Origin of the sequence: Stenotrophomonas koreensis, from assembly GCF_001431525.1 — a bacterium.
GTDB lineage: Bacteria > Pseudomonadota > Gammaproteobacteria > Xanthomonadales > Xanthomonadaceae > Stenotrophomonas > Stenotrophomonas koreensis.
In genome coordinates this window covers 1-13,413 of the sequence record NZ_LDJH01000022.1, presented here as the reverse complement: position 1 = coordinate 13,413, position 13,413 = coordinate 1, and the positions used below count along the sequence as shown (strand labels likewise).

Below are 13,413 nucleotides of genomic sequence, written 5' to 3'. Positions count from 1 at the left end.
GCGCTGCCAGTGGCGGCAGATGCCAGCGGGCAGGGCCGCCACCGCCGCCGCTACCGCCAGCGCTGCGCTCAGGCCAGAAACAGCTCGATCACGTCATTGGTAAAGCGCCGGCCCAGTTCGGTCGGCTGCCAGTGCCCATCGTTGCCGCTCAACCAGCCACGCGTGCTGGCCGTTGCCAATGCCGGGGCCAGCACTGCTGCGTCCAGCCCGGTGCGTGCGGAAAAATCCCGCTCACTGAAGCCTTCGTGCAGGCGCAGCAGGTTGAGCATGTACTCAAACGGCAGGCGCTCGGGGGTGATGATGTCATCGCCGCCGATGCTGGCCGGGGTGCCGGCAGTATCCATGAAAGTCTGTGGGTGCTTGACCTTCCAGCGGCGCAGGATCTGCTGCTGCGCCCCGGAGCTGATCTTGCCGTGGGCACCGGCGCCGATGCCCAGGTAGTCGCCAAAGCGCCAGTAGTTGAGGTTGTGCGCGCACTGGCGGCCGGGCCGGGCATAGGCGCTGACCTCGTACTGGGCGTAGCCGGCCTGCGCCAGCAGCGCCTGGCAGTGTTCCTGGATGTCCCAGGCCGCATCTTCATCCGGAATGCCCTTCGGCGGGCGGGCAAAGAAAATGGTGTTCGGTTCCAGCGTGAGCTGGTAGTGGCTGATGTGGGCCGGCTGCAGCGCAAAGGCGCGCTCAAGGTCATGCTCGGCCGCGGCCAGGTCCTGGCCGGGCAGGGCGTACATCAGGTCCAGGTTGATGTTGTCAAAGCCGGCATCCTGGGCCAGCTTGACTGCTGTTTCGGCCTGGGCGCTGTCGTGGATGCGGCCGAGTTTTTCCAGCGCCGCATCGTTGAAACTCTGGATGCCAAAGCTCAGCCGGTTCACCCCGGCTTTGAGATAGCCATCAAAACGGCCGTGCTCGGCGGTGCCCGGGTTGGTTTCCAGGGTCACTTCGGCACTGGGGGCAAAGCGCAAACGCGCGCTGGCCGCATCCAGGATGCGGGCGATGGCGTCGGGCGGAAACAGGCTCGGGGTGCCGCCGCCGAAGAACACGCTGTTGACCACCCGGCCCCAGACCAGTGGCAGGTCCTGGTCCAGGTCGGCGATCAGCGCATCGATATAGGCATCAAACGGCAGTGCGCCCTTGCCGGCATGCGAGTTGAAGTCGCAGTACGGGCACTTGCGCACGCACCAGGGCAGGTGGATGTACAGCGAAAGCGGCGGTGGAATCAGGCTGGCCATCTTGGCTCAGGCCCCGAGAAAGGCCGGCAGTGCCGGGATCAGCCGGGCCAGCGCCAGGCCGCGGTGGCTGACGGCGTTTTTCGCCTCCGGGCTGAGCTCGGCAGCCGACAGGCCGCTGGCCGGATCGCCGAAGACCGGGTCATAGCCAAAGCCGCCCGCACCGCGGGTGGCGGTCAGGATCTGCCCATGCCAGCGGCCCTGGGCGATCAGCGGATCCGGGTCCCCGGGATGCCGGACCACCACCAGGGTGCAGTGGAAGTGGGCAGCGCGCTGCTCGATGGGCAGCCCGTCCAGCTCGGCCAGCAGCTTGGCAATGTTGGCCGTATGGTCGCCGTGGCTGCCGGCATAGCGGGCCGAATACAGCCCCGGCGCGCCGCCCAGGGCGTCCACGCACAGCCCGGAGTCGTCTGCCAGCGCGGGCAGGCCGGTGAGCCGGGACGCATGGCGGGCCTTGAGCAGGGCGTTTTCGACAAAGCTCAGCCCGGTTTCCTCGGCGTCATCCACGCCCAGGCTGGCCTGGGAAACCACTTCGATCCCGGTCGGGGCCAGCAGACGATTGAATTCGGCCAGTTTGCCGGCATTGCCGCTGGCCAGGACGAGTTGTTTCATGGTGCAGGTTCCAGCAGGTCCCAGGTGTTGCCGTACAGGTCGGTGAAGATCGCCACCGTGCCGTGCGGCTCCTGCCGCGGTGCTTCGGTAAAGCGCACGCCACGGGCGGTCATCGCCGCATGGTCGCGGGCAAAGTCATCGGTGTGCAGGAAAAAGCCCACCCGGCCACCGGTCTGGTCGCCGATCCGCGATTGCTGGTTGACCGTGCTGGCCAGGGTCAGCACCAGGCCGGCCTGGCTGCCCACCGGCGCCACCACGACCCAGCGCTTGCCGGCACCGAGGGCGGTGTCGGCACGCAGCTCGAAGCCCAGCACCGTGGTGTACCAGGCGATGGCGCGGTCGTAGTCGTCCACCAGCAGGGTGGTCAGGGCCAGTTGCTGGCTCATGCGGCCAGCGCCGCCTGCTGGGCGGCGAGCAGCTCGCCGATGCCCTGCTCGGCCAGGACCAGCAGCGCATCGAGCTCGTCGCGCCGGAACGCATGGCCCTCGGCGGTGCCCTGCAGTTCGATGAAACCGCCGCCATCGTTCATCACCACGTTCATGTCGGTGTCGCAGTCGCTGTCCTCTGCGTAATCCAGGTCCAGCACCGGAACCCCGCGGTAGACGCCCACCGACACCGCCGCCACCGCGCCGATGATCGGGTTGCGCTTGATCTCGCGCTTGGCCAGCAGGGTGTTGACCGCATCGACCAGGGCGACATAGGCGCCGGTGATGGCCGCGGTGCGGGTACCGCCATCGGCCTGCAGCACGTCGCAGTCCAGGGTGATGGTGCGTTCGCCCAGCGCATTGCGGTCCACGCAGGCGCGCAGGCTGCGGCCGATCAGGCGCTGGATCTCCAGTGTGCGTCCGCCCTGCTTGCCACGCGCTGCTTCACGGTCGGTGCGGGTGTGGGTGGCGCGCGGCAGCATGCCGTACTCGGCCGTCACCCAGCCTTCGCCCTTGCCGCGCAGGAACCCCGGCACCTTGTTGTCGACACTGGCGGTGCACAGCACCCGGGTGTTGCCGAAGCTGACCAGGACCGAACCTTCGGCGTGGCAAGTGAAGGCGCGCTCGATGCGCACGTCGCGCAGCTGGGAGGCATCGCGGCCGGAGGGGCGGGAAAAGCTGGTCATGGGGTTACCGGAATCTGGCCAAAACAGGAGCGCAGACAGCACCAGGTGGCGGTCTGCGCGGCCGGCTAGGGTACCATCTGCCCTTTGAAGACATGGGGACCTGGCCATGATCCGTAGCATGACCGCCTGGGCCGGCGGCGAGCGCAGCACCGCATGGGGCACGCTGTCGTGTGAACTGCGCTCGGTGAACCACCGTTTCCTGGAAATCGGCCTGCGCCTGCCCGACGACCTGCGCGCGGCCGAAGCGGCGTTGCGCGAGCGCATCAGTGTCCGCTTGAACCGCGGCAAGATCGATGCGGTGCTGCGCCTGCGTGCGCCGGAAGGCAGCACCGCGCTGGCGATCAACCACGCCCTGGTCGAGCAGCTGGGTGATCTGGCCGGCCAGCTGCGTGAGCGTTTCCCGGCGATGACGGTGAGCCTGACCGAACTGCTGCAGTACCCGGGCGTGGTCAGGGGCGAGGCGGTGGATCCGCTGGCCCTGCAGACGCAGGCGCTGGCGCTGCTGGATGAGGTGCTCGATGGCTTCATCGCCGCGCGTGAGCGGGAAGGCGAAAAGCTGGCCGCCGCAATTGCCGAGCGTGTCGATGGCATTGAACGCATCGCCGGACAGGTGCGCGAGCTGATCCCGGCCATCCGTGAAGGCCAGCGCGCCAAGCTGGCGGCACGCCTGGCCGACCTGCCGCATCCGGTCGATCCGGGGCGGGCTGAAGCCGAACTGGTGCTGTGGCTGCAGAAGCTGGATGTGGATGAGGAGCTGGACCGCCTGGCCAGCCATATCACTGAAATCCGACGGGTGCTGCGATCGCGTGAGCCGGTGGGCCGGCGGCTGGATTTCCTGCTGCAGGAATTCAACCGCGAAGCCAATACCACCGGGTCAAAGTCGGTCGACAGCCGCACCTCCAATGCTGCCGTCGAGCTGAAGGTATTGATCGACCAGATCCGCGAACAAGTGCAAAACATCGAGTGAGGCCGCCCCGGTCGCACGCTCTTTCCACCTCATCGATACTCTTTCCCATGCGCGGAACTCTCTATATCGTCGCCGCACCCTCCGGTGCCGGTAAAAGCTCGCTGGTCAATGCCACCCTGGCGCGTGATCCGCAGATCAGCCTGTCCATCTCCTTTACCTCACGCGCGATGCGTCCGGGCGAGGTCAACGGCAAGCACTACCATTTTGTGTCGGCTGCCGAGTTCGAAGCGATGATCGCCGCCGGTGATTTCTTCGAGCACGCGCTGGTGCATGGCGACTGGAAGGGCACTGCGAGGCAGTCGGTGGAGCCGCAGCTGGCCGCCGGCAAGGACGTGCTGCTGGAAATCGACTGGCAGGGCGCACAGCAGGTCCGCGCCAAGGTGCCCGGTGCGGTCAGTGTGTTCATCCTGCCGCCGTCGCGTCAGGCGCTGGAAGACCGGATGCGCAAGCGCGGTCAGGACAGCGAGGCGGTAATCGCCCAGCGGATGGCTGCCGCGCGTGAGGAAATGTCGCACTTTGCCGAGTTCGACTACGTCATCGTCAACGAGGATTTCGACACCGCGGTGGAAGAGATGGGGTCGATTTTCCGGGCCAGCCGGCTGCGTTGCCAGGTGCAGCAGCAGCGGCATGCCGCCTTGACCGCTGCCCTGCTGCAGGATTGATCTAACCTGCTGATTCTTAAGAGGCGGTTCTCGGCCTGATTGCGTATTCAACGCCGGCCGGCGTACAATCGCCGCCTTATCCCTGACCAAAGAGTGCGGCCACCTCGGCTGCCGGGAGCTCGCATGGCCCGCATTACCGTAGAAGATTGTCTGGAAGTTGTTAACAACCGTTTCGAGCTGGTCATGATGGCCTCCAAGCGCGCCCGCCAGTTGGCCAACGGCGTGCAGGCGACGCTGGACAACAGCGAAAGCGACGACAAGCCGACGGTGCTGGCGCTGCGCGAGATTGCTGCGCGCAAGATCGACAACGCGCTGATCGACGAAGTCGAGAAGGCCGAGCGCGAACGCGCCGAGCGCGAAGCGCTGGAGCTGGCCGCCGCCGAGCTGGTGGCCGAAGAGGACATGAGCAAGAGCGACGACTGAGATCCGGTCGCCCTCGTGATTGCCGTACAACGGCCCGCCTGTGCGGGCCGTTGTTTTGTTTGCGCCCCGGTTTGCCGTCGTACGCGTGCTGACATAGTCTTCTGTCATGAATCCAGCTCCCGCCATTTCGCCCGTTGCCGACCACAATGGCGCCGTTCCCGACTACGTGCTGCAGCTCGAGCGCAGTGCGGGGTATCTGTCGCCTGAACATCTGCAGGTGGTGCGGCGGGCATGGGAGGTAGGGGCAGCGGCGCATGCCGGTCAGACCCGCAAGTCCGGCGAGCCCTACATCACCCATCCGGTGGCCGTGGCCGGGGTGCTGGCCGAGCTGGGACTGGATGTGGAAGCGCTGGTGGCGGCGATCCTGCACGACACCATCGAAGACACGCCGCTGACCCGCGAGCAGCTGGCCGCCCAGTTCGGGGAGGCGGTTGCCGACATCGTCGAGGGCGTGACCAAGCTGGACAAGCTCAAGTTCCGTGACCGCCAGGAGGCGGCGGCGGAGAGCTTCCGCAAGATGCTGCTGGCGATGTCGCGCGACCTGCGCGTGATCATGATCAAGCTGGCTGACCGCCTGCACAACATGCGTACGCTGGGTGCGCAGAGCACCGAGGCGCGGCAGCGCATCGCGCTGGAAACCCTGGAAATCTATGCGCCGATCGCCCAGCGCCTGGGCATGAACCTGGTCAAGAGCGAGCTGCAGAACCACGGCTTCAAGGCGCTGTACCCGTGGCGCCACGCGATCCTGGAAAAGCACATCCTGTCCCAGCCGGTGGTGCGCCGCGAGGCGATGGCCCAGGTCGAGGTGCAGCTGAGCCAGCGGTTGGCGCGCGAGGGCATCGAGCACCGGCTGATCAGCCGGATCAAGACTCCCTGGAGCATCTACAACAAGATGAACCAGGAGAACAAATCCTTCGACCAGGTCATGGATGTGTTCGGCTTCCGCCTGGTCGTGCGCGACGTGCCGACCTGCTACCACGCCCTGGGCGCGGTGCATGCCGCGTTCAAGCCGCTGGACGGGCGCTTCCGCGACTTCATCGCCATCCCCAAGGCCAACGGCTACCAGTCATTGCATACGGTGCTGTTCGGCCCCTACGGCTCGCCGATCGAGGTGCAGATCCGTACCGAGGAAATGGACCTGGTGGCCGAGCGCGGGATTGCTGCGCACTGGACCTACAAGTTCGGCGGCGAGGGCCCCAACAGTGCCCAGAGCCGTGCCCATGCCTGGATCAGTGACCTGGTCGAGTCGCAGCGTGCCGCCGGTTCGTCGCTGGAATTCCTGGACAACGTCAAGGTCGACCTGTTCCCGGACGAGGTCTACCTGTTCACCCCGAAGGGCAAGATCCTGGCGCTGCCGCGCAATGCCACCGCGCTGGATTTCGCCTATGCCGTGCATACCGATGTCGGCAACAAGGCGGTGGCCTGCCGGGTGGACAAGAAGCTGGTGCCGTTGCGTACCCGCCTGAGCAGCGGGCAGACGGTGGAGATCATCACCGCCCGTTCGGCCACGCCCAAGCCGCAGTGGCTGGAGTTCGTGGTTTCGTCCAAGGCGCGTACCGCGATCCGTCACCAGCTCAAGCAGCTCGAGCACGAGGATGCGGTGCAGCTGGGCCACCGCATGCTTGACCGTACCCTGGAGGCGATGGACAGCTCGATCGAGCGCCTGCCCAAGGGGCGCATGGACGCCTTCCTGGCCGAACACCGCTACCCACGGCTGGAGGCCTTCCTGGCCGATGTCGCGCTGGGCAACTGGATGCCGTTCCAGGCGGCCCAGGCATTGCTGGCCCATGCCGACCTGCGCGGGCCGGCCAGCCTGCGCAGCCAGGAAAAGATCCTGATCAGCGGCAGCGAGCGCGGCGTGGTGAGCTTTGCCAACTGCTGCCAGCCGATCCCGGGCGACGAGATCATGGGCTACCACACCGCCGGCAAGGGCATCGTGGTCCACCGCATGGATTGCCCGAACCTGGTCGAACTGCGCAAGACCCCGGACCGCTGGGTGCCGATCGGCTGGGATACCAGCGTGGTCGGTGATTACGACACCGCGCTGGTGGTGGCGGTGGAAAACGGCACCGGGGTGCTGGCCCAGCTGGCCGCTTCGATTGCGCAGAGCAAATCCAATATCGACCGGGTCGACTACCTGGACCGCGACGTCAATGCCGCGGTGCTGTGCTTCAACATCCAGGTCAGTGACCGCACCCATCTGGCCGAAGTCATGCGCCGGTTGCGGCGCTTGAGCGTGGTGCAGTCGGTACGCCGGCTGTAGCCAGCGGTAGCACTGCCGGTGGCGCATGGGATCGGTGTCGGCATTGGCTACAATGCCGCTTCCTTTTCGTAACCGGAGTGCCCCATGAGCCGCCAGATCATCAACACCGAGCACGCACCTGCTGCCATTGGCCCGTATTCGCAGGCGGTGCGGGTCGGCAACGTGGTGTATTTCTCCGGCCAGATTCCGCTGGATCCGGCCACCGGCAACGTCGTCGAAGGCGATATCACCGCGCAGGCCCGGCGCGCGTTTGACAACCTCAAGGCGGTGGCCGAGGCCGCCGGTGGCTCGCTGGAGCAGATCGTGCGCTGCGGCCTGTTCCTGACCGACCTGGGCCAGTTCGCCCAGGTCAATGCGGTGATGCAGGAATACTTCAGCGCGCCGTACCCGGCCCGTTCGACGATCGAGGTCTCCGGCCTGCCCAAGGGCGTGCTGTTCGAGGTCGAAGCGACGATGGTGCTCGAGTAACCGCGCCGCCGTGAACCGCAAACGGGTTCCTGCACCGGCCCTGGCAGTGGCCGGGCAGTCGCCGTTGACGGCGCTGTCCGGTGTCGGCCCGGCGGTTGCGCTCAAGCTTGCCGAGCGCGGGCTGGCCACCCTGCAGGACCTGTGGCTGCACCTGCCGCGCAGCTACGAGGACCGCACCCACATCACCCCGCTGGCGCAGCTGCGCAGCGGCATGGCGGCCCAGGTGGAAGGGCAGGTGGTGGCGGTGGAGCGTGGTTTCCGTGGCCGGCCGGTACTGAAGGTGGCCATCGAGGATGACACCGGTGGCCCGCTGGTGCTGCGTTTTTTCCATTTCCGTGCCGCGCAGGTGGCGCAGTTTGCCCACGGCGTGCGCGTGCGGGCCTTCGGTACCGCCAGGCCCGGCCCGACCGGGCTGGAGATCGTCCATCCCAGCTACCGGGTACTGACCGTTGGTGAGGATCCGGCGCTGGGCCAGACCCTGGATCCGGTCTATCCGCTGGTGGAAGGGGTAGGGCCGGCCACCATCCGCAAGCTGGTCGGGCAGGCGCTGGATCGTCTGCCACCGGAAGAGCAGCTGGATCTGGTGCCGCCGCAATGGCTGGCGCAGCTGGGCCTGCCATCGCTGCGCCAGGCCCTGCTGACCGTGCATCGACCGCACGCGGCGGCCGATCTGGCGGCACTGGCTGCCGGCCGCCATCCGGCGATCGCCCGTCTGGCCATCGAGGAACTGCTGGCCCATCACCTGAGCCTGCGCCGCCAGCGCATTGCCCTGCAGCGGCAGCAGGCTCCGGCCCTGGCTGGGCAGGGCGACGGCGTGGCGCGCCTGCTGGCGCAGCTGCCGTTTGTGTTGACTGCCGCGCAGCAGCGGGTGTTTGCCCAGATCCGTGCCGACCTGGCCAAGCCGCAGCCGATGCTGCGCCTGGTGCAGGGCGATGTCGGTTCGGGCAAGACCGTGGTCGCCGCGCTGGCGGCGATGCTGGCGGTGGAGGCCGGCTACCAGGTGGCGCTGGCCGCGCCGACCGAGCTGCTGGCCGAGCAGCACCTGGCCAACCTGCGTGGCTGGCTGGAGCCTCTGGGCATCACTGTCTGCTGGCTGGCCGGCAAGGTCACCGGCAAGGCGCGGGCAGCCAGCCTGGCGGCCATTGCCGATGGCTCGGCCCAGGTGGTGGTCGGTACCCATGCACTGATGCAGGATGCGGTGGTCTTCCATGACCTGGCCCTGGCCATCGTCGATGAGCAGCACCGCTTCGGCGTGCATCAACGTCTTGCCCTGCGTGACAAGGGCGCGCGTCCGGGCAGCGTGCCGCACCAGCTGGTGATGACGGCCACCCCGATCCCGCGCACGCTGGCAATGAGTGAATACGCCGACCTGGATGTCTCGGCGATTGACGAGCTGCCCCCCGGGCGCACCCCGGTGCAGACGGTGGTGCTCAGCAACGAGCGCCGCCAGGAGTTGATCGAGCGCATCCGCAGCGCCTGTGCGCAGGGTCGCCAGGCCTACTGGGTGTGTACCCTGATCGAGGAAAACGACGAACTGGAAGCCAGTGCCGCCGAGTCCATCCATTCCGCGCTGGCAGCGAGCCTGCCCGAGCTGCGGGTGGCGCTGGTGCACGGGCGGATGAAGGCGGCCGACAAGCAGGCCGCGATGGCCGCGTTCAAGGCCGGGCAGACCCAGCTGCTGGTGGCCACCACGGTGATCGAGGTCGGCGTGGATGTGCCCAATGCCTCGCTGATGGTGATCGAGAATGCCGAGCGCCTCGGGTTGGCCCAGCTGCACCAGCTGCGCGGCCGGGTCGGGCGTGGCAGTACGGCCTCCAGCTGCGTGCTGCTCTACCAGGGGCCGTTGTCGATGATGGCCAAGGAGCGGCTGGCCACCATGCGGCAGACCAACGATGGCTTTGTGATTGCCGAAAAGGACCTGGAGCTGCGTGGCCCGGGCGAGTTGCTGGGCACCCGGCAGACCGGCGTGGCGATGTTCCGGATTGCCGATCTGGCGCGTGACGCCCATCTGTTGCCGGCCGTGCATGCGCTGGCCGAGCGTCTGTTGGCCGAGCATCCGGCGCTGGCCGACCGGGTGATCAGTCGCTGGATCGGCTCGGCGGTGCGCTACGCCGCTGCCTGATGGCCGGACTTTGCGTTGGCGGCAGGCCGGTGGCAGACTCCCGTGCCGATTAAAGCGAAAGCATCATGACTGAAAAGATTCCGTTGCTGATTGATACCGACCCGGGTGTGGACGATGCACTGGCCTTGTTGATGGCCTTTGCCGACCCGCGCCATGACGTGGTGGGTCTGACCGTGGCCGCGGGCAATGTCGGTTTGCAGCACACGGTGCGCAATGCGCTGAAACTGTGCGAGGTGGCCGGGCGTCCGGAGGTTCCGGTGTTTGCCGGTGCGGCCGAGCCGCTGGTGCATCCGGCCGAGGATGCCGCTCATGTGCATGGCATCGATGGCTTTGGTGATGTGGACCTGCCTCCGGCAGCACAGGCGGCCAGTGCCGAGCATGCCGCGCTGGCGATCATCCGCCTGTCGCACGAACATGCCGGCAAGCTGTTCCTGGTTGCGCTGGGGCCGCTGACCAATGTGGCGTTGGCGCTGAAGCTGGATCCGAGCCTGCCGTCGCGGATCAAGCGGGTGCTGGTGATGGGCGGTGCATTCACCGCGCACGGCAACATCACGGCTGCGGCCGAGTTCAATATCGCGGTGGATCCGGAAGCGGCGCATATCGTCTTCAGTGCGTTTGCCCAGGTCGAAGTGGCCGACTGGGAAGCTACCCTGGCCCATGGCCTGCTGCACCGTGACGTCGAGCAGTGGCTTGCCGCCGATACCGACAGCGCGCGGTTTTACGAGCTCATTTCGCGCAAGACCCGGCTGTGGTCGGAAGATGGCCGTGGCGAGCGCTGGTTTGCCGCTGATGCATTGGCCATGGCCTGGGCGCTGGAGCCGGAAGCGGCCACCCGGGTGGAAGCGCGCCCGTTGCTGGTGGAAATGGCCGGGGTCCATACCCGCGGTGCCACCATCATCGACTGGAACCGGCAAACCGGTCGCGCCGACAACGCCCGGCTGTTGATCGGGTATGATCAGCAGCGTTTCGAGGCACGGGTGCGTCAGGCACTCGGCCTGAACTGAACCTGCGCAATGCGCTGGCTTGCTGTCATGGTGAGTCGGCGCTATAATGCCGCTCTTGCCCAGCAGCCCTCTTTTTTACAAGGTGCGAGCCCATGAAGGCCGATATCCATCCGAATTACCGCGCCGTCGTGTTCCACGACGTCACCTCTGACTTCAAGATCCTGACCCGTTCCACCATGGGTTCGAAAGAAACCATCAAGTGGGAAGACGGCGAAGAATATCCGCTGATCAAGGTCGAAATTTCCTCGGCTTCGCACCCGTTCTACACGGGCAAGCACAAGGTCATCGACACCAGCGGTCGTATCGACAAGTTCCAGAAGCGTTACGCTCGCTGATTCGGCGAACGTCGCCTGCGACGCTGCAACGGCCGCTGATGCGGCCGTTGTTGTTTCTGGCGGTTCGGGCCCGGCATTGCCGCAATTGATCGCAGTGATTGCCTGGCTGTATCGGCAACCTGCGCTGAAGCAGGGCGCTACGTCTTTAGTCACAGACGTACCTGCCGCCGTACCCGTCCGAACCGGCTGTGCGATAATGCCGTGATCCGCAGACCTGATGTCGGCGGACCAATTTTTCCGATGCTGCCCCACCCCCGCGTCGAGGGCGGCGACTTCCTATCAAAGGAGCGACCCCGTGTCCGATATCGATCAGGTCACGCTCAACGCCGGCGACAAGTCGGTTGTTTTGCCTGTCATCAAGCCGACCCTTGGCAACGATTGCGTCGAAATTTCGAAGCTGACCAAGGAAACCGGTCTTTTCACCTACGACTCCGGTTACACCGCTACCGCCAGCTGCAAGTCCGCCATCACCTATATCGACGGTGACAATGGCGTGCTGCTGTACCGCGGCTACCCGATCGAGCAGCTGTCGGAAAAGTCGACCTACACCGAAGTGGCCTATGCGCTGATCAACGGTGACCTGCCGACCGCCGAGCAGCTGGCTGCTTTCGAGGCCGAGCTGACCGCCGAAGCCGGCGTTGATGCCTCGATCAATGCACTGATCGCCTCCTTCGACAAGGACGCCCATCCGATGGCGATCCTGGCTGCCGCGATCGCGCAGCTGTCGGCCAAGTACCACAACAGCCTGGACCTGGCTGACGAAGGCCAGCGCCGCCAGGCTGCCATCCGTCTGATCGCCAAGGTTCCGACCCTGTCGGCGCTGATCTACCGCCATGGCAAGGGCCTGCCGGCCAACACCCCGGACCTGTCGCTGGGTTACGTTGCCCGCTTCCTGAAGCAGACCTTCGAGTCGGCTGATGGCCAGTACGAGATCAACCCGGACGTGGTCAAGGCGCTGGATCTGCTGTTCATCCTGCACGCCGACCACGAGCAGAACGCCTCGACTTCGACCGTGCGTCTGGTCGGTTCGACCGGTGCCAACCCGTACGCTTCGGTTGCCGCTGGCGTCACCGCGCTGTGGGGTCCGGCCCACGGCGGTGCCAACGAAGCCGTGCTGAAGATGCTGGAAGAAATCGGCAGCGCCGACAACGTCGAGTCGGCCGTGCTCAAGGCCAAGGACAAGACCTCCGGCTTCCGCCTGATGGGCTTCGGTCACCGCGTCTACAAGAACTTCGATCCGCGCGCCAAGGTCATTGGCGAGATGACCAAGAAGGTGCTGGGCCAGCTGGGCATCCAGGACCCGCTGCTCGACGTTGCCGTCAAGCTGGAACAGGCTGCGCTGAACGATGAGTACTTCGTTGCCCGCAAGCTGTACCCGAACGTCGACTTCTACAGCGGCATCATCTACAAGGCCCTGAACATTCCGACCGAACTGTTCACCGTGATGTTCGCGCTGGGCCGTACCTCCGGCTGGGTCTCGCATTGGCTGGAGCAGCAGGTCGATCCGGAAATGAAGATCGGCCGTCCGCGTCAGGTCTACACCGGCTCGCCGGTCCGCGACGTCAAGTAACACCCTGTCTGCGGGCATCGGTATGACTTGATGTGACAAAAAGCCCCGCGCAAGCGGGGCTTTTTGTTTGGTTCATCGCAGGATACCGGGGAAGGCTGCGCGGATTTTCAAGAAGAAATATTCCTGATCGCGGTACCCGTAGGCGCGGCGTTTGATGACCTTGATGGTGTTGTTGATGCCTTCCACGATGCTGGTGTTGAGCCGGTGCCGGCAGCGGGACAGGATTCCGTGCAGGTAAGCCTTGAGCTTGTGCGCGAAGTGCTCCAGGGCCGCAATGCCGCTGCCTTGGGCTTGTTCCAGCCAGTGATCCCAGGCCTTCCTGGCCCAGGATGGATGGCGGTAGAACCACAGCCGTTTGAGCTCGTCACGCATCAGATAGGTGGTCAGTAGCGGTTGGTTGGCCTGCAGCAGCTCGTCCAGTCGCACCCGCTGTGGGTGTTCAAGGTTGCGGCGATTGCGCAGCAGCAGCAAGCGTCTGGACTTGATCACCCGGCGCGCGGGCTTGTCCTGGCGAAGTGGATTGGCCTGATCCACGCGCACCCAGTCGATCACTTCGCGGCCGTACTTGGCCACGACATGGAACAGGTCGTAGACGACTTCGGCATTAGTACAGTGGACCTTGATCTCAAGCTCATAGGCGGTTGTAATGTCGA

General features: G+C 65.8%; 14 protein-coding genes. 9 read left to right on the top strand and 5 right to left on the bottom strand.

Annotated elements, in window-relative coordinates; translation table 11 throughout:
• Positions 1 to 68: 68 nt before the first annotated feature.
• Genes hemW through rph form a run of 4 tightly spaced genes read right to left on the bottom strand, consistent with a single transcriptional unit; the run spans position 69 to position 2,946 of the window.
• Positions 69 to 1,226 (bottom strand): radical SAM family heme chaperone HemW, encoded by a 1,158-nt coding sequence (gene hemW, locus ABB25_RS11345; protein ID WP_057666885.1) that lies wholly within the window; start codon positions 1,224 to 1,226, stop codon positions 69 to 71.
• A gap of 6 nt (positions 1,227 to 1,232) precedes the next feature.
• Positions 1,233 to 1,835, bottom strand: a complete 603-nt coding sequence (rdgB, locus tag ABB25_RS11340; protein ID WP_057666883.1) for an RdgB/HAM1 family non-canonical purine NTP pyrophosphatase — start codon at positions 1,833 to 1,835, stop codon at positions 1,233 to 1,235.
• A complete protein-coding gene (locus ABB25_RS11335; RefSeq protein WP_057666881.1) occupies positions 1,832 to 2,221 on the bottom strand; it encodes a VOC family protein in 390 nt (129 codons plus the stop codon). Before ABB25_RS11335 ends, rdgB begins: the two co-directional genes overlap by 4 nt.
• Complete coding sequence (rph, locus tag ABB25_RS11330; protein WP_057666879.1) at positions 2,218 to 2,946, bottom strand: ribonuclease PH; 729 nt, start codon at positions 2,944 to 2,946, stop codon at positions 2,218 to 2,220. Before rph ends, ABB25_RS11335 begins: the two co-directional genes overlap by 4 nt.
• Before the next feature lie 106 nt (positions 2,947 to 3,052).
• Here rph and ABB25_RS11325 point away from each other — a divergent pair, with 106 nt between their 5' ends.
• The 9 genes from ABB25_RS11325 (at position 3,053) to ABB25_RS11285 (ending at position 12,760) form a co-directional block, all read left to right on the top strand.
• A complete protein-coding gene (locus ABB25_RS11325; RefSeq protein WP_057666877.1) occupies positions 3,053 to 3,913 on the top strand; it encodes a YicC/YloC family endoribonuclease in 861 nt (286 codons plus the stop codon).
• 47 nt (positions 3,914 to 3,960) lie between these two features.
• Positions 3,961 to 4,575: a guanylate kinase gene (gene gmk, locus ABB25_RS11320; RefSeq protein WP_057666874.1), complete on the top strand. Its 615-nt coding sequence runs from the start codon at positions 3,961 to 3,963 to the stop codon at positions 4,573 to 4,575.
• A gap of 123 nt (positions 4,576 to 4,698) precedes the next feature.
• Complete coding sequence (gene rpoZ / locus ABB25_RS11315; RefSeq protein WP_057666872.1) at positions 4,699 to 4,998, top strand: DNA-directed RNA polymerase subunit omega; 300 nt, start codon at positions 4,699 to 4,701, stop codon at positions 4,996 to 4,998.
• A 106-nt stretch (positions 4,999 to 5,104) separates the two neighbouring features.
• On the top strand, positions 5,105 to 7,261 hold the full coding sequence (locus ABB25_RS11310; protein ID WP_057666870.1) for a RelA/SpoT family protein: 2,157 nt from the start codon (positions 5,105 to 5,107) through the stop codon (positions 7,259 to 7,261).
• 84 nt (positions 7,262 to 7,345) lie between these two features.
• Positions 7,346 to 7,729, top strand: a complete 384-nt coding sequence (locus ABB25_RS11305) for a RidA family protein (protein ID WP_057666868.1) — start codon at positions 7,346 to 7,348, stop codon at positions 7,727 to 7,729.
• 10 nt (positions 7,730 to 7,739) lie between these two features.
• Positions 7,740 to 9,851: an ATP-dependent DNA helicase RecG gene (gene recG / locus ABB25_RS11300; protein WP_057666866.1), complete on the top strand. Its 2,112-nt coding sequence runs from the start codon at positions 7,740 to 7,742 to the stop codon at positions 9,849 to 9,851.
• A gap of 65 nt (positions 9,852 to 9,916) precedes the next feature.
• Positions 9,917 to 10,855 (top strand): nucleoside hydrolase, encoded by a 939-nt coding sequence (locus ABB25_RS11295; protein WP_057666864.1) that lies wholly within the window; start codon positions 9,917 to 9,919, stop codon positions 10,853 to 10,855.
• 92 nt (positions 10,856 to 10,947) lie between these two features.
• Positions 10,948 to 11,190 carry a type B 50S ribosomal protein L31 gene (locus ABB25_RS11290; RefSeq protein ID WP_057666862.1) on the top strand — a complete coding sequence of 81 codons (243 nt, stop codon included), beginning with the start codon at positions 10,948 to 10,950 and terminating at the stop codon, positions 11,188 to 11,190.
• A gap of 295 nt (positions 11,191 to 11,485) precedes the next feature.
• Positions 11,486 to 12,760, top strand: coding sequence for a citrate synthase (locus tag ABB25_RS11285; protein ID WP_057666860.1), 1,275 nt, complete (start codon positions 11,486 to 11,488; stop codon positions 12,758 to 12,760).
• Between the two features lie 72 nt (positions 12,761 to 12,832).
• Here ABB25_RS11285 and ABB25_RS11280 read toward each other — a convergent pair.
• Positions 12,833 to 13,413 (bottom strand): transposase (locus tag ABB25_RS11280; RefSeq protein WP_160319435.1); only part of this gene is annotated, 581 nt, incomplete at its 5' end.